The 22,134-nt window shown below is 64.8% G+C and carries 22 protein-coding genes; 7 read left to right on the top strand and 15 right to left on the bottom strand.

Annotation, left to right across the window (positions count from 1 at the left end; translation table 11 throughout):
* Nucleotides 1-79: 79 nt before the first annotated feature.
* Genes thrS through folE2 form a run of 8 tightly spaced genes read right to left on the bottom strand, consistent with a single transcriptional unit; the run spans nt 80 to nt 7,676 of the window.
* Nucleotides 80-1,978 carry a threonine--tRNA ligase gene (gene thrS, locus CXQ81_RS01850; protein WP_101336333.1) on the bottom strand — a complete coding sequence of 633 codons (1,899 nt, stop codon included), beginning with the start codon at nt 1,976-1,978 and terminating at the stop codon, nt 80-82.
* Between the two features lie 43 nt (nt 1,979-2,021).
* Nucleotides 2,022-3,359 (bottom strand): dihydroorotase, encoded by a 1,338-nt coding sequence (locus CXQ81_RS01845; RefSeq protein ID WP_101336332.1) that lies wholly within the window; start codon nt 3,357-3,359, stop codon nt 2,022-2,024.
* A 2-nt stretch (nt 3,360-3,361) separates the two neighbouring features.
* Nucleotides 3,362-3,922: a carbonate dehydratase gene (locus CXQ81_RS01840; protein WP_053263163.1), complete on the bottom strand. Its 561-nt coding sequence runs from the start codon at nt 3,920-3,922 to the stop codon at nt 3,362-3,364.
* Nucleotides 3,919-4,356: a phosphoribosyl-AMP cyclohydrolase gene (gene hisI, locus CXQ81_RS01835; protein WP_009041411.1), complete on the bottom strand. Its 438-nt coding sequence runs from the start codon at nt 4,354-4,356 to the stop codon at nt 3,919-3,921. The genes CXQ81_RS01840 and hisI overlap by 4 nt, the downstream gene beginning before the upstream one ends.
* A complete protein-coding gene (locus CXQ81_RS01830) occupies nt 4,353-5,237 on the bottom strand; it encodes a metal ABC transporter substrate-binding protein (protein WP_101336331.1) in 885 nt (294 codons plus the stop codon). Before CXQ81_RS01830 ends, hisI begins: the two co-directional genes overlap by 4 nt.
* 11 nt (nt 5,238-5,248) lie before the next feature.
* The gene (locus tag CXQ81_RS01825) at nt 5,249-6,115 is read right to left on the bottom strand and encodes a metal ABC transporter permease (protein ID WP_053263161.1); all 867 of its coding nucleotides are present in this window, start codon (nt 6,113-6,115) and stop codon (nt 5,249-5,251) included.
* Complete coding sequence (locus CXQ81_RS01820; protein ID WP_101336330.1) at nt 6,115-6,783, bottom strand: metal ABC transporter ATP-binding protein; 669 nt, start codon at nt 6,781-6,783, stop codon at nt 6,115-6,117. Before CXQ81_RS01820 ends, CXQ81_RS01825 begins: the two co-directional genes overlap by 1 nt.
* A complete protein-coding gene (gene folE2 / locus CXQ81_RS01815) occupies nt 6,780-7,676 on the bottom strand; it encodes a GTP cyclohydrolase FolE2 (protein WP_101336329.1) in 897 nt (298 codons plus the stop codon). The genes CXQ81_RS01820 and folE2 overlap by 4 nt, the downstream gene beginning before the upstream one ends.
* 129 nt (nt 7,677-7,805) lie before the next feature.
* Here folE2 and CXQ81_RS01810 point away from each other — a divergent pair, with 129 nt between their 5' ends.
* Nucleotides 7,806-9,026, top strand: a complete 1,221-nt coding sequence (locus CXQ81_RS01810; RefSeq protein ID WP_101336328.1) for an N-acetylmuramoyl-L-alanine amidase — start codon at nt 7,806-7,808, stop codon at nt 9,024-9,026.
* A 119-nt stretch (nt 9,027-9,145) separates the two neighbouring features.
* On the opposite strand, the gene CXQ81_RS01805 is transcribed toward CXQ81_RS01810, so the two are convergent.
* Complete coding sequence (locus CXQ81_RS01805) at nt 9,146-9,526, bottom strand: hypothetical protein (protein ID WP_007927609.1); 381 nt, start codon at nt 9,524-9,526, stop codon at nt 9,146-9,148.
* A gap of 134 nt (nt 9,527-9,660) precedes the next feature.
* Between CXQ81_RS01805 and dksA the strand changes: the two genes are divergently transcribed.
* The 4 genes from dksA (at nt 9,661) to CXQ81_RS01785 (ending at nt 13,132) form a co-directional block, all read left to right on the top strand.
* Entirely contained in the window at nt 9,661-10,065 is a 405-nt protein-coding gene (gene dksA, locus CXQ81_RS01800; protein WP_037035045.1) for an RNA polymerase-binding protein DksA, read from the top strand.
* Nucleotides 10,066-10,097: 32 nt separating this feature from the next.
* On the top strand, nt 10,098-11,306 hold the full coding sequence (gene zigA / locus CXQ81_RS01795; RefSeq protein WP_007927607.1) for a zinc metallochaperone GTPase ZigA: 1,209 nt from the start codon (nt 10,098-10,100) through the stop codon (nt 11,304-11,306).
* The gene (locus CXQ81_RS01790) at nt 11,306-12,004 is read left to right on the top strand and encodes a DUF1826 domain-containing protein (protein WP_007927606.1); all 699 of its coding nucleotides are present in this window, start codon (nt 11,306-11,308) and stop codon (nt 12,002-12,004) included. The genes zigA and CXQ81_RS01790 overlap by 1 nt, the downstream gene beginning before the upstream one ends.
* Nucleotides 12,005-12,169: 165 nt before the next feature.
* A complete protein-coding gene (locus CXQ81_RS01785) occupies nt 12,170-13,132 on the top strand; it encodes a GTP-binding protein (protein WP_101336327.1) in 963 nt (320 codons plus the stop codon).
* Nucleotides 13,133-13,282: 150 nt separating this feature from the next.
* On the opposite strand, the gene CXQ81_RS01780 is transcribed toward CXQ81_RS01785, so the two are convergent.
* Nucleotides 13,283-13,678 carry a DUF3301 domain-containing protein gene (locus CXQ81_RS01780; protein ID WP_007927603.1) on the bottom strand — a complete coding sequence of 132 codons (396 nt, stop codon included), beginning with the start codon at nt 13,676-13,678 and terminating at the stop codon, nt 13,283-13,285.
* Nucleotides 13,679-13,794: 116 nt separating this feature from the next.
* Here CXQ81_RS01780 and pdxY point away from each other — a divergent pair, with 116 nt between their 5' ends.
* Nucleotides 13,795-14,667 (top strand): pyridoxal kinase PdxY, encoded by an 873-nt coding sequence (gene pdxY / locus CXQ81_RS01775; RefSeq protein ID WP_007927602.1) that lies wholly within the window; start codon nt 13,795-13,797, stop codon nt 14,665-14,667.
* A 67-nt stretch (nt 14,668-14,734) separates the two neighbouring features.
* Here the strand turns inward: pdxY and CXQ81_RS01770 are convergent, their stop codons facing one another.
* Nucleotides 14,735-15,217: an acyl-CoA thioesterase gene (locus CXQ81_RS01770; RefSeq protein WP_007927601.1), complete on the bottom strand. Its 483-nt coding sequence runs from the start codon at nt 15,215-15,217 to the stop codon at nt 14,735-14,737.
* Nucleotides 15,218-15,483: 266 nt separating this feature from the next.
* On the opposite strand from CXQ81_RS01770, the gene CXQ81_RS01765 reads away from it, so the two are divergent.
* Nucleotides 15,484-17,247, top strand: coding sequence for a cation:proton antiporter (locus CXQ81_RS01765; RefSeq protein ID WP_009041400.1), 1,764 nt, complete (start codon nt 15,484-15,486; stop codon nt 17,245-17,247).
* Here CXQ81_RS01765 and CXQ81_RS01760 read toward each other — a convergent pair.
* The 4 genes from CXQ81_RS01760 to uvrD all read right to left on the bottom strand — a co-directional run bounded on the left by CXQ81_RS01760 (nt 17,244) and on the right by uvrD (nt 22,020).
* Nucleotides 17,244-18,008: an alpha/beta hydrolase gene (locus CXQ81_RS01760; RefSeq protein WP_256593448.1), complete on the bottom strand. Its 765-nt coding sequence runs from the start codon at nt 18,006-18,008 to the stop codon at nt 17,244-17,246. The two genes, CXQ81_RS01765 and CXQ81_RS01760, sit on opposite strands and share 4 nt — an antisense overlap.
* Nucleotides 18,009-18,155: 147 nt before the next feature.
* On the bottom strand, nt 18,156-18,563 hold the full coding sequence (locus tag CXQ81_RS01755) for an SMI1/KNR4 family protein (protein ID WP_007927598.1): 408 nt from the start codon (nt 18,561-18,563) through the stop codon (nt 18,156-18,158).
* Between the two features lie 138 nt (nt 18,564-18,701).
* Entirely contained in the window at nt 18,702-19,580 is an 879-nt protein-coding gene (locus tag CXQ81_RS01750) for a Tim44 domain-containing protein (protein WP_007927597.1), read from the bottom strand.
* Nucleotides 19,581-19,836: 256 nt separating this feature from the next.
* Nucleotides 19,837-22,020: a DNA helicase II gene (gene uvrD / locus CXQ81_RS01745; protein ID WP_007927596.1), complete on the bottom strand. Its 2,184-nt coding sequence runs from the start codon at nt 22,018-22,020 to the stop codon at nt 19,837-19,839.
* Nucleotides 22,021-22,134: the final 114 nt, after the last annotated feature.

Here is a 22,134-nt window from a genome sequence, read left to right as displayed (position 1 = left end):
AGCATCGCGAGCAAGCTCGCTCCTACAGGGGATCGTATTAAACCTGTAGGAGCGAGCTTGCTCGCGATGGCGTCTGTCGCTACAACTCTATCCGCAAGCGCTCCACCACCTCGCTCACCGCCCACCGCCCCAGGTCCTCGCCATGGCGGCTGCGCAAGCTGACAAATCCCCCGTCCTTTTCCTTGTCGCCCACCACCAGCAGGTACGGCACCTTTTGCAGGCTGTGCTCGCGGATCTTGTAGCTGATCTTCTCGTTGCGCAGGTCGGCGCTGGCTCGCAGGCCCTGGCGTGACAGGCTGTCGGCCACCGACCGGGCATAGTCCGCCTGACCTTCGCTGATGTTGATCACCACCGCCTGCCGCGGCGCCAGCCAGCAGGGCAGGGCGCCGCTGTAATGCTCGATGAGGATGCCGATAAAACGCTCCAGGGAACCGAACAGCGCGCGATGCAGCATCACCGGGCGCTGGCGTTCGCCGTGCTCGTCGATGTAGCTGATATCGAAACGTTCCGGCAGGTTGAGATCGACCTGCAGGGTGCCGCATTGCCAGTCGCGGCCGATGGCGTCGCGCAGCACGAACTCCAGTTTCGGGCCGTAGAACGCGCCTTCGCCAGGGTTGATCCGGTAGTCGATCGCCATCGTTTCCAGGGCGCCGGACAAGGCGCCTTCCAGCTGGTCCCACAGCGCGTCGCTGCCGATGCGATGGGCCGGCCGGGTGGAGAGCTTGACCGCGACGTCGTGGAAGCCGAAGTCGCGATAGATGTCGAACACCAGGGCGATGGTGCTCGCGCATTCCGCCTGCATCTGCGCCGGGGTGCAGAAGATGTGCGCGTCGTCCTGGGTGAAGTGGCGCACCCGCAGCAACCCGTGCAACGCACCGGAGGGCTCGTAGCGATGCACCTTGCCGAACTCGGCGATGCGCAGCGGCAGGTCGCGGTAGCTTTTCAGGCCACGACTGAAGATCGACACCGCGCCGGGGCAGTTCATCGGCTTGAGGGCGAACACCCGCTGGTCTTCGGTGGTGGTGCTGAACATGTGGTCGCGGTAGTTCTGCCAGTGCCCGGAGGTTTCCCAGAGGCTGCGGTCCATCACGTCCGGGGTGTTCACTTCCTGATAGCCGGCCTGGTCCTGGCGCCGGCGCATGTAGCCGATCAGTTGCTGGAACAGGGTCCAGCCCTTGGCGTGCCAGAACACCGAGCCCGGCGCGCAGTCGTCGAAGTGGAACAGGTCCAGTTGCTGTCCGAGCTTGCGGTGGTCGCGCTTGCCGGCTTCTTCCAGGCGGGTCAGGTAGTCCTTGAGGTCTTTCTGGGTGGCCCAGCAGGTGCCGTAGATCCGTTGCAGCGGGGCGTTCCTGGCATCGCCGCGCCAGTAGGCGCCAGCGACCTTGGTCAGCTTGAACGCCTGGAGGATGCCGGTGAACGGCACGTGGGGGCCACGGCACAGGTCTTCGAAATCGCCCTGGCGGTACAGCGACAGCACCTGGTCCTGCGGGATGTCGCGGATCAGCTCGGCCTTGTAGTACTCGCCCAGGCTGGCGAAGTATTCCTGGGCGTCGTCACGGCTCAGCTCGCGCCGGCGTACCGCGTGGTTGGTCGCGGCCAGGCGGGTCATGCGCGCTTCGATGCGCTGCAGGTCGTCGGGGGTAAAGGGCCGTTCATAGGCGAAGTCGTAAAAGAAGCCGTCCTCGATCACCGGGCCGATGGTGACCTGGGCCGAGGGGTACAACTCCTTCACCGCCATGGCCAAAAGGTGCGCGCAGGAGTGGCGCAGGATCTCCAGGCCCTCGGGCTCGCGGGCGGTGACGATGCTGACCCGGGCATCGCCCTCGAGCATAAAGGAGCAATCCACCAGTCGATCGTTCACCCGGCCGGCGACCGCCGCCCTGGCCAGGCCGAGGCCGATGCTCGCGGCCACCTCGTACACGGAAAGCGGCTGGTCGTACTCACGTTGTGAGCCGTCGGGCAGGGTGATGTGAATCATCGGGTGTTCCTTGGTGTTCCAGGGGAGGGTTCAGGGGAAGGGATCAGCGGGTAAAACGCAGCGGTAAACCCTGGCAGTTGTCGTACAGGCGCCCGGCGTGCCAGGCCAGCTGCCCCGATACCAGGGTGGTAGCAACGCTGTGCCGGAAACGCTGTTCGGCGAAGGGCGTCCAGCCGCACTGGGCGAGGATCGGCTGCCGGGCCACGGCGAGGCCCTCGGGCTCGGGCCTGATCAGCACCAGGTCGGCCCAGTAGCCTTCGCGCAGGTAGCCGCGATCGGGAATGGCGAACAGGTCGGCGACCCGGTGGCTGGTTTTCTCCACCAGGGTGGTGATGGGCAGCACGCCATCGGCCACCAGTTCCAGCAGGGCGGGCAGGGCGTGTTGCACCAGCGGCAGCCCGGAAGGCGCCTGGCGGTAGGGCAGCTGTTTCTGTGCCCAGGTGTGCGGCGCGTGATCGCTGCCGATCACATCCAGGCGGTTGCCGAGCAAGGCCTGGCGCAGGGCGTCGCGGTCGGCGCGGGTCTTGATCGCCGGGTTGCATTTGATCAGGTGCCTGAGGCGCGCGTAATCACGGTCGTCGAACAGCAGGTGGTGCAGGCAGACTTCGGCGGTGATGCGCTTTTGCGCCAGGGGCTGGTCTTCGAACAGTTCCAGTTCGCGGGCAGTGGTCAGGTGCAAGACATGCAGGCGAGTGCCGTGACGCCTGGCCAGATCCACGGCCAGCGACGAGGAGCGATAGCAGGCTTCGGCATCGCGGATCAGCGGGTGGGCCACGGCGGGAATCGCTTCGCCGAAACGCTCCTGCATGCGCCGCTCGTTGGCCTGGATGCTGGGCGTGTGTTCGCAGTGCGCCAGGAGAATGGTCGGCACCTCGGCGAACAACCGCTCCAGGACCTGCGGATCGTCCACCAGCATGTTGCCGGTGGAGGCGCCCATGAACACTTTGACCCCGGCCACCCGACACGGATCGAGGGCGGCGACGGTGTCGAGGTTGTCGCGGCTGACGCCGAAGTGAAAGCCATAGTTGGCCACCGAGTGGATCGCCGCCCGGCGTTTCTTGTCCTCCAGCGCGGCCAGGGTCAGGGTTGCGGGCTGGGTGTTGGGCATGTCCATGAAACTGGTGATGCCACCCGCCACGGCCGCCCGCGACTCGCTGTGGAAGCTGCCTTTCTCCGGCGCGCCGGGATCGCGGAAATGCACCTGGTCGTCGATCATGCCCGGCAGCAGCCACTGGCCCTGGGCGTCGATCTCGGTGCGGGCATTCTCGCCTTCGATGCTGCTGGCGATCTTGACGATGCGCCCATGGTCCACCAGCAGGTCGGCGTCGAACTCGCGTCCTTCATTGACCAGTCGGGCGTTGTGAATCAGCACGCTGTTCATGTTCAGAACTCGTTCTGCAGGGCTTTGTAACCGCGCACCAGATCGACGTTGGTGCGCGCCACGTCTTCGGAAAACTCCGAGGCGCTGACGCTGACCGGCGGGAACTGCGAGAGGTCGGTATTGGGCCCGATACGGGTGGTGGAGGGCACGTAGAAGCCTTGCGGCAGGTCGCGGCCATCGACCACCGAGTTGTGTCGCACCACGCTGCCATTGCCGACCGCGCAGTTGAACAGCACGCTGTTGAAGCCGATGAAGACCCGGTCGCCGACCGTGCACGGGCCATGGACGATCGAGCGGTGGGCGATGGAGGTGAACTCGCCGATGGTCACCGCCGCGCCGGATTTGGAGTGGATCACCACGCCGTCCTGGATGTTCGAATTGGCGCCGATGACGATCGGGTCCATGGCGCCTTGCTCGTTGACTTCGTCGGCGCGGATCACCGCGTAGGGGCCGACGAATACGTTCTCGCCGATCACCACCTTGCCGCAGATGATGGCGGTCTTGTCGACATAGGCCGACTCGGCGATGACCGGCAGATCGCCGGAGGGGTTCTTGCGAATCATGCTGGGGTTTCCTGTAGCGGCGCGCTGATGACCTGCACCGCGCCGTCGCGAATGGCGTTGTAGAAACAGTTGGGGCGCCCGGTGTGGCAGGCCGGACCTTGCTGGTCCACCAGCAGCAGGACGGCGTCGCCGTCGCAGTCCAGGCGCGCTTCGAGCAGGCGCTGGCGGTGCCCCGAGCTTTCGCCCTTGCGCCACAGTTGCCGGCGCGAGCGCGACCAGTAGCAGACCTGCCCGCTGGCCAGGGTCTCGGCCAGCGCCTTGCGGTTCATCCAGGCCAGCATCAGCACCTCGCCGCTGTCGTGCTGTTGGGCGATGGCGGCGATCAGGCCGTCGGCATTCCATGGCAGCGCATCGAGCACTCCGGTGAGCGGCCAAACGCTGCCCAGGGGCGCGCTTTCCAGATCGAGCATCGACAGTGGAGGGCGCTTGTTCATGGCTGGCTCAGGGCGTCGTACAGGGTGTTCAGGTTGTATTCGAACAACCCGGTGAAAGTGCTGGCTGGCCCCTTGGCGGCGAGGGCGTCGGAGTACAGGGTGCCGCCGATGTGGGCGCCGCTTTCGTCGGCGATCTGCTTGAGCAGGCGCGCGTCCTTGATGTTTTCCATGAACACCGCCTTGACCTTGGCGTTGCGGATCTGGGTGATCAGCGCCGCGACTTCGGCGGCCGAGGGTTCGCGCTCGGTGGACAGACCCTGCGGGGCCATGAAGTCGATGCCGTAGGCCTGCCCCAGGTAACCGAAGGCGTCGTGGGAGGTGACGATCTTGCGATTGCCCGGCGGCAGCGCGCCGAACTTGGCCTTGGCTTCGGCCAGCAGCGCGTAGATTCGTTTCAGGTAGGCCTGACTGTTGCGCTGGTAGTCGGCCTGGTTCGCCGGGTCGGCGGCCACCAGCGCCTTGGTGATGTTGCCCACATAGAGTTCGGCGTTCGCCAGGTTGTGCCAGGCGTGCGGGTCGGGCACGGTCTCGCCATCCTCATCCAGCGAGCGCGGAATCACCCCGCGACTGGCGGTGATCACCGTGGCCCGGGTGCCGGTGCTGGCCACCAGGCGATCCAGCCAGGGTTCGAAACCCAGGCCATTCTTGATGATCAACCGGGCCTTGAGCAGGGCCTTGGCATCGTCCGGTGTCGGTTCGTAGGTGTGGGCGTCGGCGTCCGGGCCGACCATGTCGGTGATCTGGATGTGCTCGCCGCCGACCTGGCGGGTGATGTCGGCGAGGATGCTGAAGCTGGTGACCACGGCGAGTTTGTCCGCGGCCTGGGCGGGCGACAACGACAACGGCAGCAACAGACTGAAGAGCACGAGTAGGGCGCGCATCGGGGAACACCTCATGGGGATGTGAGCAAAGGCGGGCGGCGCAGCAGACCGTGCACCGGACCGAACACCACGGACAGCAGGTACAGACCGCCCGCCACCAGGACGATGGCCGGACCGCTGGGCAGCGAGTAGTGGAACGACAGCAACAGGCCGAGCCATACCGAGAGGCAACCGAGCAGCGCGGCAATGCCGATCAGCACCGGCAGGCGCCGACTCCAGAAGCGCGAGGCGGCGGCCGGCAGCATCATCAGGCCGACCACCATCAAGGCGCCGATGGCCTGGAAACCGATCACCAGGTTCAGCACCACCAGGGTCAGGAACAGGCCGTGGGCGAGGGGGCCAAGGCGGCTGACGCTGTTGAGGAACAGTGGGTCGAGGGTGTCCAGCAGCAACGCTTTGTAGATCAGCGCCATGGCCAGCAGGCTGAATCCGGAGACCCAGAGCATGCCCTCCAGGGTCGGTCCATCCACCGCCAGGGCCGAGCCGAACAGCAGGTGCAGCAGGTCCAGGCGTTTGCCGGCGAGGCCGAGAATCAGCACGCCGCTGGCCAGGGAAATCGGGTAGATCGCGGCCAGGCTGGCGTCCTCGCGCAAGCCGGTGCGCCGGGTAATCCAGGCGGCCAGGCCGGCCATGCCGAGTCCGGCGCCAAGGCCGCCGAGCGTCAGTGCCGGCAGGCTCAGCCCGGCGAACCAGAAGCCCAGCGCCGCGCCGGGGAGGATGCCGTGGGCCACGGCGTCGCCGATCAGGCTCATGCGCCGCAGGATCAGGAACACCCCCAACGGTGCGGTGCTGCATGCCAGCGCCAGGCCGCCGAGCAATGCCCGGCGCATGAACACGAACTCGTGGAAGGGCTGCCAGAGCTGGGCGGCGGCGAGCATCAGGCCACCTGCATCTGAATGGGCTGGACGATCAGTTCATCGCTGCTGCCGAACCGGCAACCGCTGGCCTTGATCAGCAGGGTCTGGGGGATGTGCTGGCGCACGGCGGCGAGGTCATGGCAGACCACGATTTGCGTGCGACCTTGCTGCTGCCAGGTGTGGATGTGTTTCCACAGCAGGGCCTGGCCCAGTTCGTCCAGGGCGGCGTGGGGTTCGTCCAGCAGCAACAGCGGGGCATCGGCGAGGTTCAGGCGGGCGAGCAGGGCACGCTGCAATTCGCCGCCGGACAAGGCCATCAACGGGCGTTGTTCCAGGCCACTCAGGCACCAGTCTGCGAGCACCTGCTGCAAACGTCCGGCACGCTGTTGCGCGCTTTGCCGATCGCCCCAGAAACCGGCGGCTACCAATTCCTGCAGGGTGATGGGGAACTGCCGGTCGAGGTACTGCTGCTGCGGCAGAAAGGACAGGCCGCCACGGCGAGGGACCTGCAACTTGATCTTCCCGGCCAAGGGCTTTTGCAGGCCGGCGATGACTTTCAGCAGGCTGCTTTTGCCCGAGCCGTTGGCGCCGATGATGGCGGTCAGGCTGCCGGGCTCCAGCTCAAGGTCGAGTGCTGGCGTCAGCGGTTGGCCGGGCGCGCCCCAACGTAGCGATTGCAGGCTGATCATGCGAGCTCCCACTTCCAGCGGCTCTCGGCCACGGCGTCATGGGCGTGCAGGCTTTCGGCGTGCACCACGCGCACCTGGAAGGCGCGGATGCCTGGCGAACGTTGCAAGGCGAGGTTCAGGCGGCGCGCGGCGTCTTCGCAGAACATCAGGTTTTGCCCGTTGGCCAGGGCGAAGGCTTGTTCGTCGGCGCGTTTCACCGCGGTTTGCACGGCGGTGCCGAGGGCGGCTTCGGCGTCGTTGATCGCCGCCATCAACGGCAACTCGTCGAGAAAGTCATCCAGGCGCAAGTGCAATTGCGCGGTGCTGCGCTGGCTGTGGGGCGTGGCGACTATGCCTTTCGAGGAACCGAGCCAGGTCAGGATGTCTTCATGGTGCAGCGCCCGGTTGGCGAAATCATCGATGAATTGCTGCTGAATCAGCTGCCTGGAAAGTGCGGCTGAACAGGGGCACGTCGAGGAATAATGCACTTCGATTTTTAGTTCCACGTGGAACATTGCGTTTTTCAGGTGCGCTTCGATGCTCACCGGATAGGTTTTCCAGCCGGCCAACGGACTGATCAAGGCCGGGCGTTTCAGCAGCAGATCGGCATGAATTCGCAGGTAGGCACTGCTGGACAGACCGTCGTGGCTGTCGAGAAAACGTTGCAGTACCTGGCGCATCAGGGCTGGGGTGAGGTTTTCCTGTTCGAGCATTTCCAGTGCCAGATACAGGCGCGACATATGAATGCCGCGGGCTTCGCCGTCGTCGAGGCTGACGCCGGCATCCGCTGTTGCGCCAATCCGCTGGCCATCAAACAACACAGGTAAGGCAATGCCACACATGCCCACCCACTCAAGGGGCAGGGCCTGGCGTGCGGCCTGCGCGGCGATATCCGGCAGAGTCAGCGCATTCATGAGCAGGTCCATCGTTGGAAACAATTCGCCATGTTATATTATAACAATGCAGTCGATGAAACCTTTTTCCTGAACGTTTTTTCACCAAGCCTTTCGAGTACGGATGCTCCTCAATCTGCGGTGTAAGTCATGCACAGACGTCAGTTGCTCAACCTGCTGTTGGCCAGCGCGGCCTTGGTTCTGCCTTTGGGGGTATCCGCCACCCAGATTCGCAACCTGCGTTTATGGAACTCGGCCGACAAGCTGCGCCTGGTGCTCGATCTGAGTGGGCCGGTGCACTACAAGACCTTCTCTCTCAGCGCGCCGGAACGGCTGATCATCGACCTTCGCGGCGCGCAGTTCAGTGGCGATTTCAGCCAACTGGCCCTGGACAACACGCCGATTCGCTCGATCCGTTCCGGGCACTTTGGCCAGGGCGATACGCGGATCGTCCTCGACCTGGCCGAGCCGCTGCGGCTCGACAGCTTTTTGCTGCCACCCCAGGACGGTCAGGGCCACCGCCTGGTGCTCGATCTGAGCAACGCCAGCCGCGTCCCGCAGCAGATCGCGGCGGTCGCCGCTCCCGCTTTGCCGCGTGAAACACCGGCGGACCGGGCGCATCCCAAGCGCGACATCATCGTTGTGGTCGACCCGGGTCACGGCGGCAAGGACCCGGGGGCGGTCGGCGCCCGTGGCGAACGGGAGAAGGATGTGGTGCTGGCGATCGCCCAGCTGCTGGCCAAGCGGCTGAAGCGTGAGAAGGGCTTCGATGTGAAGCTGGTGCGCAACGACGATTTCTTCGTGCCGCTGCGCAAGCGGGTGGAGATCGCTCGCAAGCACAAGGCCGACATGTTTATCTCGGTGCATGCCGATGCGGCGCCACGCCTGACGGCGTCCGGGGCTTCGGTTTACGCGCTGTCGGAAGGTGGTGCGACCTCGGCCACCGCACGCTTCATGGCGCAGCGGGAGAACGGCGCCGACCTGCTGGGCGCCACCAGCCTGCTCAACCTGAAAGACAAGGACCCGATGCTCGCCGGGGTGATTCTCGACATGTCGATGAACGCGACCATCGCCGCCAGCCTGCAGTTGGGCGGTACCGTATTGGGCAGCCTGGCGGGCATCACCACCCTGCACCAGAAGCGCGTGGAACAGGCCGGTTTCGCGGTGCTCAAGTCCCCCGACGTGCCCTCGATCCTGGTGGAGACGGGTTTCATCTCCAACAGCCGCGACAGCCAGCGCCTGGTCACCGCGCGGCACCAGCAGGCGATTGCCGATGGGCTGTTCGCGGGCTTGCAGAGCTACTTCCAGAAGAACCCGCCGGTGAACAGCTACATGGCCTGGTTGCAGGAACAGAAAAAAGCCCAGGCCTGACGCGGCTCAGCCTGCTTCTGTAGGAGCACAGCTTGCGTGCGATGAAGACGCTGCGGTGTATCAGCTATACCGCGTAAGCGTCCATCGCGGGCAAGCCTCGCTCCTACAAAATGCTTTGCTCAGCAGCCGCTGATCCGGCTGCAAGTGAACTTGCCGCTGCTGCCGCCGGAGCTGGAAAAACGGTTGCGGGTGGTCCAGCCGACGCGCTGGCTGTAGCCGACCCAGGCCTCGCCGTCGGAGGCCAGGCCGGTAAAGAAGGTCAGTTGGCCGTAACGGCTGTTGGTCTGCGCCCAATAACGTTTGCCGGCGACTTCGAAACCCCGCAGATAGGTAGTACTGCCCGCGGCCGCGACGCTGTAGGCGTTGCCTTCGGCATCCACGCAGGCCAGCAGGTTGGCGCTACGGGTGCAGGTGGCCAGGGCGCTGGGCACTTGCGCGATGGCGGTGTCCGCGACCAGCAGGGACAGGCTCAGCAGCGTGTATTTCAAGGCGTGGCGCATGGGGTTTCTCGGCTGGGGAGGCTCAAGCATCCCGCCCTTCGTCGCGGGCGGCAAGAGAGGGTTGGCTTATTTGTATTGTTATACTATAACATTAAATAAAGCCTGACCCGTGACCCACCATGACTGAACGCCCGATGACCGAAGCGCAACTTCTCGCCCAGCCCGAGGCGGACTACATGAACGACGTCCAGCAGGCCTATTTCCGTGAGCTGCTGCTGGCGCAGCGCGTCGAGCTGCAAGAACGCATCGATGGCGAGTTCGAGGTGCTGCGCGAGCAGGAGCCCCACAGCGACCTCGCCGATATCGGCAGCGCCGAAGAGCAGCGTCAGTGGCAACTGCGCCTGCTGGAGCGGGAAAAGAAGCTGCTGGACAAGATCGACGAAGCCCTCGAACGCCTGGCCCGTGGCGAGTACGGCTGGTGCCGCGAAACCGGCGAGGCCATTGGCCTCAGGCGCCTGCTGCTGCGCCCCACCGCCACCCTGTGTATCGAAGCCAAAGAACGCCAAGAGCTGCGCGAACGCCATCAACGGGCGATCTGACCCAGCCACCCAGCCCCGATGAGGATCACCTGATGACCGACCGTCTTCCCGTTACCGTGCTGTCCGGCTTTCTCGGCGCCGGCAAAAGCACGCTGCTCAACTACGTTCTGCGCAACCGCGACAACCTGCGGGTGGCGGTGATCGTCAACGACATGAGCGAAATCAACATCGACGGCAGCGAAGTGCAGCGCGATGTCAGCCTCAACCGCGCCGAAGAAAAACTGGTCGAAATGAGCAACGGCTGCATCTGCTGCACCCTGCGCGAAGACCTGCTGGAAGAGGTTGGCAAACTGGCCAGGGACGGGCGTTTCGATTACCTGCTGATCGAGTCCACCGGCATTTCCGAGCCGCTGCCGGTGGCCGAGACCTTCACCTTTCGCGACGAAGCGGGGCAGAGCCTGGCCGACATCGCGCGGCTGGATACCATGGTCACCGTGGTCGACGGCATGAACTTCCTGCTCGATTACCAGGCCGCGGAAAGCCTGGCGTCCCGCGGCGAAACCCTGGGCGAGGAAGACGAGCGCTCGATCACCGATCTGTTGATCGAACAGATCGAGTTCGCCGACGTGATCCTGATCAGCAAGATCGACCTGATCGGCAGCGACGAGCGCCAGGAACTGATCGCCATCCTCGAACGCCTCAATTCCCAGGCGGAAATCATCCCCATGGTGATGGGCGAAGTGCCGCTGGCGAAGATCCTCAACACCGGTCGTTTCGACTTCGAGCGCGCTGCCCAGGCGCCGGGCTGGCTGCAAGAGCTGCGCGGCGAGCACGTGCCGGAAACCGAAGAATATGGCATCGCCTCCAGCGCCTATCGGGCGCGCCGACCTTTCCATCCACAGCGCTTTTTCGACTTCATCAACCGCCCCTGGAGCAACGGCAAGTTGCTGCGTTCCAAGGGCTTTTTCTGGCTCGCCAGCAAGCACCAGGAGGCCGGCAGCTGGTCCCAGGCGGGGGGGCTGATGCGTCATGGTTTCGCCGGACGCTGGTGGCGTTTCGTGCCGAAGCAACACTGGCCGCAGGATGCGGAAAGCACCGCGGCGATCATGCAGAACTGGACCGCCGCCACCGGCGACTGCCGCCAGGAACTGGTGTTCATCGGCCAGAACATCGACTTCGCCCGGCTCACCGCCGAGCTCGACGATTGCCTGCTGACGGACGACGAAATGGCCCTGGGCACGGAAGGCTGGCGCCTGATGCGCGACCCGTTCGGCCCCTGGCATGAAGAGGCCGCCGCCTGATGCTCTACCAACCACTGTCCCCTGTGGGAGCGCACCTGCTTGCGAAGCCGCTCCTGCGGCCAACCCTGCAAAAACCGATACGCCGCGAGGCTTGCGGCCCGGCCCCTATCGTCCTCGCCGAGGTGCTGGACGACGAGGTCAACCTGGCCCTGTGGCAGCGCCAGTTGCCGGCGCATATCGCCGATTTCGGTGCCTTGCTGCTGTCGCTGAACGAGCCGCTGGCCGAGTCGCTGTCGCTGGAACTCGACACCGAGGACGCCGAGCCGAACCTGCGCGGCCTGGCTTCTGGCTTCAGCGATCTGCAGGGCTACGATGGCTTTATCGCCGATGTCGCCTGGCTGGTCAGCGCCTTTGCCTGCCTGCTGGGCGCCAAGCGCGTCGGCCTGCGCCTGCGGGTGCTGGATAAGGCCATGTGCCCGCGTTTTCATGTCGACCATGTGCCGGTACGGCTGATCACCACCTATGCCGGCGCCGGTAGCCAATGGCTGCGCGAGGGCGCGATGGATCGTCGGCAACTGGGCCAGGCCGAGGCCGAACCCACGGATGCCGCGCTGATCCAGCAGATGGCCAGCGGCGAGGTGGCCCTGTTCAAGGGTGAGAAATGGCTGGGCAACGAGGGTTTCGGCCTGATCCACCGCTCGCCGCAACCGGCCCCCGGCGAGCGCCGGCTGATCCTCACCCTGGACTGGCTCGGCTGACCCTGTAGCTGCCGCAGGCTGCGATCGGCTCCGCAGGAGACGTGCTCTTGAGGCCCTCGGAAGGCGCTGCGCGCCTTATCGCAGCCTGCGGCAGCGGCTACGGGAATTTCGCTGCCGCGGGTTAGCGCGTAGGATCAATCACCTCCTTTCCGAGCGTTCCCCCCCATGCTGCACAACATCCCCACCCACGTCATCGCCGGTCCCCTCGGCGCGGGCAAGACCAGCCTGATCCAGCACCTGTTGGCGCAGCGTCCGGCCAATGAGCGCTGGGCGGTGCTGATCAACGAGTTCGGCCAGATCGGCCTGGACGCGGCGCTGCTGGCCCGGGACGAGGACGGTATCGCCCTGGGCGAAGTGGCCGGCGGCTGCCTGTGCTGTGTCAACGGCGCGCCGTTCCAGGTGGGCCTGGGGCGCCTGCTGCGCAAGGCCCGGCCCGACCGTCTGTTTATCGAACCTTCCGGCCTGGGGCACCCGGCGCAACTGCTCCAGCAATTGCGCGAGGCGCCCTGGCAAAAGGTCCTGGCCGTGCAACCTTGCGTGCTGGTCCTCGATGCCCAGGCGCTGGCGGCCGGCAAGCCGCTGCCGCAGGCCCAACAGGAGGCGCTGCCCAGTGCCGGCCTGTTGCTGCTGAACAAGGACGAAGGGCTCGACGCGGCGCAGCGTCAGGGCATTCTCGAGCAGTTGCCGGCCTGTCCGCTGCTCTGGACTACCCGCGGGACCTTGGCGCTGGAGCGCTTGCCTGGCGTGGAGGCTCGCGCGGGGGCTGCCATTGAGGCCTTCGAAGTACCCAAGGGATTGGCGCAGCTGCCGGCGATCTGGACCGATCCGGCCCGGCCCATCTGCCTGAGCCAGGCCCAGGAGGGCGGCTGGAGCATCGGTTGGCGCTGGCACCCGAGCCGGGTGTTCGAGGTCGGGCACGTCGAGCAATGGCTGGCGAGCCTTGATTGGCGCCGGGCCAAGCTGGTGATCCACGGTGCGCAGGGCTGGGTCTCGGGCAACGCCCTGGATAACGCCGCGCTGGACTGGCAAGCCAGCGAGTGGCGCCGCGATTCACGTATCGAGTTGATCTTCAGCGAGCCGCAGGACGTGGCCACCCTGCAACAGTCCCTGGCCCAGTGCTGCCAATAATCCAACCCCTGCTTCTGTAGGAGCGGCCGGTCGACGCTCGATTGCCCGCGAAAAAATCGTCAACGATGACGCGTTTTGCCAGGAAAAATCGCCGCTTCGCGGCTATCACGGGCAAGCCTCGCTCCTACAGGAGTGCATAGGCGGTTGGCCTTACTTGCTGCGTCCTTCGCGCCATTGGCTCAGTTCGATCACTTCGGCGCTGTGTGTCGGCACGGGTGGCGGCGCGGGCGTTGCAATCGGGTAGGGCGCCAGCTCGATCTGCGCGCTGTGGGCGCCGAACTGGGTGATGGTCCCTGCATGGCGGGTTTCGCCGGTGACGGTGAATTCGAAGGTGTAGATCCGGGCCAGGCGCCGGCGACCACTGGCGTCCCTGACGAAACCGATGCGCTTCAACGCCACGTTGCCATCCAGCAGCTCGATATCGAGCCGCGCGCAATGCTGCTTGACCCTCTCCAGCGCCCGCTCGCGCAGGCCGTGGTTGTGCCATAGCCAGGCGGCGCCGGTCGCCAGCAGCATCAGCACGAAAATGTTTCCAAGGGTCAGCATGAGGTGCGCTCCAACGAAGTCGCACCAGCTTAACTGCGTCTTCGGTCTGTCGTACAGGTTGCGTTTAGTCGCATACTGCGCGGCTCGAATTTCAATCGTTTTACGGAATGACCCGAATGAAACGTACGCCTCATCTGCTTGCGATCCAGTCCCATGTGGTCTTCGGCCATGCCGGCAACAGCGCCGCGGTGTTTCCCATGCAGCGGGTCGGGGTGAATGTCTGGCCGCTCAATACGGTGCAGTTCTCCAACCACACGCAATACGGCCAGTGGGCCGGCGAGGTGCTGTCGCCGCACCAGATCCCGGAGCTGGTGGAAGGCATTGCCGCCATCGGCGAACTGGGTAACTGCGACGCGGTGCTGTCCGGCTACCTGGGCAGCGCGGCGCAGGGGCGGGCGATCCTCGGTGGCGTGGCGCGGATCAAGGCGACCAACCCCAAGGCCCTGTACCTGTGCGACCCGGTGATGGGCCACCCGGAAAAGGGTTGCAGCGTGCCCCAGGAGGTCAGCGACTTCCTGTTGGAAGAGGCGGCGGCCGTGGCGGATTTCCTCTGCCCCAACCAACTGGAGCTGGACAGTTTCGCCGGGCGCAAGCCGCAGTCGCTGTTCGACTGCCTGGCCATGGCCCGGGCGCTGCTGGCGCGTGGTCCGAAAGCGGTGCTGGTCAAGCATCTGGATTACCCGGGCAAGCTGCCGGACGGCTTCGAGATGTTGCTGGTGACCGCCGAAGGCAGCTGGCACCTGCGTCGTCCGCTGCTGGCATTCCCGCGTCAGCCGGTGGGTGTGGGCGACCTGACTTCGGGCCTGTTCCTGGCCCGGGTGCTGCTGGGCGACAGCCTGGTGGCGGCGTTCGAGTTCACCGCCGCGGCGGTCCATGAAGTGCTGCTGGAAACCCAGGCCTGCGCCAGTTACGAACTGCAACTGATACGGGCCCAGGACCGGATCACCCATCCACGGGTGCGGTTCGAGGCGGTACCGATCGAGCTGTAACTAACGGGTTGCGCGGGGGCTTATCGCCAACAGGCTCGCTCGGCAGAAGCGAGCCTGTCTCGGACGATCAGGCGTCGGCCTTGATTTCCTGATAGCGCTTTTCCAGCTCCTGGCGGATCTGCCGGCGTTGCTGGGCCTGCATGAAGCGGCGCTTGTCTTCGCTGGTTTGCGGTTGCAGTGGCGGCACGGCGGCGGGTTTGCGCTGGTCGTCCACGGCCACCATGGTGAAGAAGCAACTGTTGGTGTGGCGCACCGAGCGCTCGCGGATGTTCTCGGTGACCACCTTGATACCGACCTCCATCGAGGTGTTGCCGGTGTAGTTGACCGAGGCCAGGAAGGTCACCAGTTCGCCGACGTGGATCGGCTCGCGGAAGATCACCTGGTCCACCGACAGGGTCACCACATAACGGCCGGCATAACGGCTGGCGCAGGCGTAGGCGACTTCATCGAGGTACTTGAGCAGGGTGCCGCCGTGGACATTGCCTGAGAAGTTGGCCATGTCAGGGGTCATCAATACCGTCATCGACAGCTGGGCGTTTCCGGGTTCCATAGCACACTCACGGGTTAAGGCAGGGGTTGCGGGGCGCACCTCTGCGGGTGCTTGGTCAGCGTTTCAAACCATCGATAACGGGACGCTGCGCCCGCGATCGCCGTCACGCGGCGATCTATCTGTTTCCATATATTGCACCGCCTTTCTGGCACAAGTCGCGATGTTAACCTTCAAAAGCCCGTCCCAAGGGCTTTTCCCGCTGGCCGGCAGGCTGCGCAACGCCCCCGCGCCGCCCGCAAGAACACGACCCCAAGGAGCCCCACGCCATGCATGCCATCAGCTTTATTCAGGACCTGGCAGTGATCATGCTGGTCGCAGGCGTGGTGACCATTCTCTTCCACCGGCTCAAGCAGCCGGTGGTCCTCGGCTATATCGTCGCCGGCTTCATCATCGGCCCGCACACCCCGCCGTTCGGCCTGATCCACGACGAAGACACGATCAAGACCCTGGCCGAGCTGGGGGTGATTTTCCTGATGTTCTGCCTGGGCCTGGAGTTCAGCCTGCGCAAGCTGTTCAAGGTCGGCGCCACGGCCTTTATCGCGGCGTTCATGGAAATCGTGCTGATGATCTGGATCGGCTACGAGATCGGCCGCTGGTTCGGCTGGAACACCATGGACTCGCTGTTCCTCGGCGCGATCCTGGCGATTTCCTCGACCACCATCATCGTCAAGGCGCTCAACGACCTGAAGATGAAGAACCAGCGCTTCGCCCAGCTGATCTTCGGTGTGCTGATCGTCGAAGACATCCTCGGCATCGGTATCATCGCCTTGCTCTCGAGCATCGCGGTCAGCGGCACCGTCAGTTCCGGGGAAGTGTTCTCCACCGTCGGCAAGCTCTCGCTGTTCATGATCGTCGCCCTGGTCATCGGCATCCTGCTGGTCCCGCGGCTGCTGGCCTACGTGGCCAGGTTCGAAAGCAACGAGATGCTGCTGATTACCGTGCTGGGGCTGTGCTTCGGCTTCTGCCTGCTGGTGGTCAAGCTGGAGTACAGCATGGTGCTCGGCGCCTTCCTGATTGGCGCGATCATGGCCGAGTCGCGGCAATTGCTGAAGATCGAGCGCCTGATCGAGCCGGTACGCGACATGTTCAGCGCCATCTTCTTCGTCGCCATCGGCCTGATGATCGACCCGCAGATCCTCCTGCAATACGCCTGGCCGATCGCGGTGATCACCGTCGCCGTGGTGCTGGGCAAGATGCTGTCCTGCGGCCTGGGCGCCTTTATCGCCGGCAACGATGGCCGCACCTCGCTGCGGGTCGGCATGGGCCTGTCACAGATCGGCGAGTTCTCCTTCATCATCGCGGCGCTGGGCATGACCCTGCAGGTCACCAGCGACTTTCTCTACCCGGTGGCGGTCGCCGTATCGGCCATTACCACCTTGCTCACGCCTTACCTGATCCGCGCCGCCGACCCGCTGTCGCTGAAGCTCGCCGCCGTGATGCCGACCCGCCTGAGCCGGGTGCTGGGCATGTACGGCGAATGGTTGCGCAGTATCCAGCCCCATGGCGAGGGGGCGCTGCTGGCGTCGATGATCCGGCGGATCCTGTTGCAGGTCGGGGTCAATCTGGCGCTGGTGGTGGCGATCTTCTTCTCCGGCGGTTATTTCGCCGCGCGCATTGGCGAATACCTGCAGGACTGGATCAGTGATCCGAGCTGGCAGAAGGCATTGATCTGGGGCGGGGCGCTGCTGCTGTCGCTGCCGTTCCTGATCGCCGCCTATCGCAAGCTCAAGGCCCTGTCGATGCTGCTGGCGGAGATGGGGGTGAAGCCGGAAATGGCCGGGCGTCACACCCAGCGCGTGCGCCGGGTGATCGCCGAGGTGATTCCGGTGCTGTCGCTGCTGGTGATCTTCCTGCTGCTGGCGGCGCTGTCTTCGAGCATCCTGCCGACCACCGAGTTGCTGGTGCTGATTGCGGTGGTGACGGCGGCGGTGGCCGCGCTGCTGTGGCGCTGGTTCATCCGCGTGCACACCCGCATGCAGGTGGCCTTGCTGGATACCCTGGATAACCACAAGGAAGACAATGGGCACTAATTGCCCGGTGATGCACAACTCAGCGGTTGGTCGCGCCAGTGTCGCCAGGCTTCGACCCAGCCCTGGTCGTGGGTGACCCCGGGCAGGCTGACGGATTGTACGCAGAAGGCTTTCGTCCCCAGCGCCTGTCGGTAGGCGGGGTAGAGGCTGGCAGGCACGCTGCGGTCGGCCTGGCCGAGCAGATGCCGTTGCGCTACCAGGGCCAGCTTGGGAGCCTGGTCCAGCGGCTCGAGGGCGCCGTGCAACGGGCTCAGCCCCAGCGTACTGACCCATAGCCGAGGGCTCAGGTTGCCGGCCAGGGTTTGCACCTGGGCAATATCGTCTCGCCGCGCGGCCAGCAACAGGGCCAGTGCCGCGCCACCTGAATAGCCGATCAGCTCGAAATCCTGATTGCCATAACGCAGCTTGAGGCGGTCGAGGGCCTGGTCGAGGCTGCGCAGTACCGCTGGGGAAAAGCGCTGGTCGGTCCAGATGGCCGCCGTGCAGTCGGCCGCGCTGACGAATTGGCAGGGGCGGGCCAGATAGACGCTGGGACGGGGATCGCTCAGCGCCAGTTGCACCATCAGCAGGTGCTGCGGACTGGGGTCGAGGCTGGGTTGGCGGGCTGTCGCCCAGGCATGGCCGTCGCCTTCAAGGTAGATGCGCAGGCGGGGTTGTTTGAATAAGTGCAGGGGCAGGCTGCTGGCGAGCGGGAAGGGTGAAGTGGGCAGGACTTCGACCTGATGGGCGTACTGCGTGCTCAGGTTTTGCAACTGAGCCATGGGCGACTGACAACCCGCCAGCAGGCTGCTGGCGAGTAGTGTCAATGCAGCGATCGACCGGGTGGCGCGACCGCTTGTGAACGTCATGCAACGGGTGGCAGTCGATCCATGCGCCTGCGCCCGCGGGGCGAAACCGCGCAAGGCCGATCAGCTTTCCAGCCAGACGTCCCGCGCCCAGTGCCATACCGATTCCCAGGATTCTTCGGTGATCAGCTCTTCTTCGCCGGACCACAGCACCACGGTGCCGTCTTCCTCGACGCAGTAGTAGTCGTCACCGTCCTGGCAGATCGGGATCAGCTCGCGCGGCACCCCCATGTCCCAGGCGGTGGCGGCCACTTCCGGCAGGTAGGTGTGGGACTGCGGGTCGGTCACGGTGACCGGCTCCAGGCTGCCGTAGACGACATCGCTCACGGTCAACAGGAACTCTTTGAAGACGAACGGGATATTGATGAACAGCTGTTCTTCGATTTCCACCAGCAGGTCTTCATCCGGCAGTTCCAGGGGAACGGGTACCGGTTCGTTTGCTTCACGGAGTTGCTCGATGACTTCTTCCACGGCCTGGGTCCTCTTAGCTCTATGGCGCGGTTTAATAGACGGCGGTTTATACAGTAGCTCGCTATAAGTGCAATCGTGAAATGCAAAACCCCGACCTGAGCCGGGGTTTTGCGATTACCGATGTGACACTGGAGAGAATCAGCCGTTCTGGCGGATACCTGCAACCAGCCAAGGCTGATTTTCGCCCTGGGCGCGCTCCATGTTCCAGCTTTCGCTGAACACTTCGCCCTGGTCGAAACGCGAGGTCTTCGACACGCCGGTGAAGGTCAGGGTTGCGATGGTCTTGTCGGCGCGGTCGTCGACGCCTTCCAGTTGCACATTGAGGTTGTCAATGTAGGTCGACTGGAAGCCGTCGCCCAGATCGGCACGTTCCTGCTTCAGGAATTGCAGCATCTGCGGGGTCACGAACTCGGCGATCTTGTCCATTTCGTTGGCGTCCCAGTGTTGCTGCAGGGACTGGAAGTGGTTGCGCGCGGCTTCGACGAAACGCTCTTCGTTGAACCAGGCTGGCGCGTTGATTACCGGACGGGCCGCGGCGGCAGGTGCAGCCGAACCACCGAAGATCGAACCGGAGGCAGGTTTTGGCTCGAAGGCTTCACGCTGCATCGGTGCGTGACCGGCTGGAGCGTACTGCTCCTGCTGCTTGCGACGACGGGCGGCGATAAAGCGGAAGACCAGGAAGGCGATGACCGCCATGATCAGGATGTCGAAGATCTGCATGCCCTGGAAGCCGTCGCCCATGAACATGGAGGCCAGCAAGCCGCCTGCGGCGATACCGGCCAATGGGCCGAGCCAGCGCGAAGCGCCGCTGGCCTTGGTGGCAGCGCCCGCGGCACCGGCAGCGCCGGCGGTCGCGGCAGTGGAACCCATGCCGGAAGAGGACGGAGCCATCTGGCTGGTCTGGTGGGTCGGCGCGGCGCCAGCGCTTTTGCCGCCACCGAAGCGCTTGGCGTTGGCGTCGAGGCTCATCGTCAGGCCGATGCACAACGCCATGGCGATGCTAAGAAAACGTTTCATAAAGGGAATTCCCATTTGTGGATGGCACGCGCGCCATGTTGCACAGGTGAAGTGTCACTGGCTAGCGGCAGAGTGTTTCGGGCTTTTGCCTGACAGCCACGGTTCAGCTTGGGTCGAGGCAAGTGGGCCCTGTACAGGTTTGTCCGTTGGGCGGATGCAACGGCTCAGTGGCCGGTCAGCCCGATTTCGCCCCATGCCGCGGGGCATGCTTCTGGTTCAGAAGCATCGCCCCGGCATGGCGAAGGAGGTCAAGGCGTCAGATGGCTTCGAGCTTGGCGTAGCCGAGCATCAGCCACTTGCTGCCTTCGCTGAAGTTCACCTGGACCCGGGCCTGGGCGCCGGCGCCTTCGAAGTTGAGGATCACGCCGTCGCCGAATACCGAGTGGCGTACCGCCTGGCCGAGGCTGAGGCCGGTGTCCGGGATCTCGCTGCCGCCGAACAGGCTGCTGGTGCTCTGCGACTGGCCACCGCCGAACGGACGGCTGACGCTGTTGGACAGGCGCACTTCCTGGATCAGCCCCTTCGGTACCTCCCGTACGAAACGCGACACCTTGTTGTAGGTCTCGCTCCCATACAGGCGTCGGGTTTCGGCGTAGGTCATCACCAGGTTCTGCATCGCCCGGGTGATGCCGACGTAGGCCAGGCGACGTTCCTCTTCAAGGCGGCCGGGCTCTTCCAGGCTCATCTTGTGCGGGAACAGGCCTTCTTCCATGCCCACCAGGAACACGTAAGGGAATTCCAGGCCCTTGGCGCTGTGCAGGGTCATCAGCTGGATGCTGTCTTCGTGCTCGTCGGCCTGGGTGTCGCCGGCTTCCAGCGAAGCGTGGCCGAGGAAGGCCGCCAGCGGCGTCAGTTCCTGGTCTTCTTCGGTGTGCTCGAAGTTGCGCGCGGCGCTGACCAGTTCCTCGAGGTTTTCTACCCGGGCCTGGCCTTTCTCGCCTTTTTCCGCTTCGTGGTAGGCGATCAGGCCGGACTGCTCGATAACGGTCTGGGTCATCAGGTGCAACGGCATCTCGGCGGTTTTCGCCGCCAGGTGCTCGATCAGCTCCATGAAGGCGCCCAGGGCACCGGCGGCGCGCCCGGTCACGCCTTTATTGGCCACCAGCTGGCGCATCGCTTCCCACATCGACACATGGCTGTGGCGCGCGTGTTCGCGAATCGCTTCGACGGTCTTTTCGCCAATGCCGCGGGTCGGCACGTTGATCACCCGCTCCAGGGCCGCATCGTTGCCGCGACCTTCGAGCAGGCGCATGTAGGCCATGGCGTTCTTGATTTCGGCGCGTTCGAAGAAGCGCTGGCCGCCGTAGATGCGGTACGGAATGCGCTCGCGCAGCAGCGCTTCTTCCAGCACCCGCGACTGGGCGTTGGAGCGATAGAGGATGGCGATATCGCTGCGGGCCAGGCCGGTTTTCAGGGCGCTTTCGATGGTTTCCACCACGTAGCGCGCTTCATCGTGTTCGTTGAAGGCGGCGTACAGGTTGATCGCTTCGCCTTCGCCGCCGTCGGTCCACAGCTCCTTGCCCAAGCGCCCGGTGTTATTGGCGATCAGGGCGTTGGCGGCCTTGAGGATGCCGGCGGTGGAGCGGTAGTTCTGCTCCAGGCGGATCACTTCGGTGTCCGGGAAGTCTTCGGAGTACTGGTGAATGTTCTCGATCTTCGCGCCGCGCCAGCCGTAGATCGACTGGTCGTCGTCGCCCACCACCATCAGGCTGTCGCCGCCCTTGGCCAGCAGGCGCAACCAGGCGTACTGCACGGCGTTGGTGTCCTGGAATTCGTCCACCAGCACGTGGCGGAAACGCTTCTGGTAGTGCGCCAGCAGGCCCGGGTGGTCGCGCCACAGGTCCAGGGCACGCAGCAGCAGCTCGGAGAAGTCGATGACCCCGGCGCGCTGGCAGGCGGCCTCGTAGGCTTCGTAGATGCCGCGCATGGTGGCCAGAAACAGGTCGCCGCTGGCTTGAATGTGTTGCGGACGCAGGCCTTCGTCCTTCTGCCCGTTGATGAACCACTGGGCCTGCCGGGCCGGCCAGCGCTGCTCGTCCAGGCCGAGGTCGCGGATCACGCGCTTGACCAGGCGTTGCTGGTCGTCGCTGTCGAGGATCTGGAAGGTCTGGCTCAGGCCGGCTTCTTGCCAGTGCGCCCGCAGCAGGCGGTGCGCCAGGCCGTGGAAGGTACCGACCCACATGCCGGCCGGGTTGATACCCATCAACTGCTCGATGCGCTGGCGCATCTCGGCAGCGGCCTTGTTGGTGAAGGTCACCGACAGGATGGAGTGGGGCGAGGCGTTCTCGACCTGGATCAACCAGGCGATACGGTGCACCAGCACTCGGGTTTTACCGGAGCCAGCACCGGCCAGGACCAACTGACGACCCAAGGAGGCGGCTACGGCCTGGCGTTGGGCATCGTTGAGGGAGTTCAGCAGAAGGGAGAGATCATCGCGCATCGGGGCATTCTAGGGGGCTGGCGCACACCGGGCAAACCAAGCTTTGGTTTAGCCGATAAAAGAACGCCGGGGACGACCGGTCGGTCACGGGCTGCAGCCGTTGGCCGGGCTTGG

This window comes from Pseudomonas sp. 09C 129, assembly GCF_002843625.1.
In the GTDB taxonomy this organism is placed as follows: domain Bacteria; phylum Pseudomonadota; class Gammaproteobacteria; order Pseudomonadales; family Pseudomonadaceae; genus Aquipseudomonas; species Aquipseudomonas chlororaphis.
This window is presented reverse-complemented; position numbering and strand designations above follow the sequence as displayed.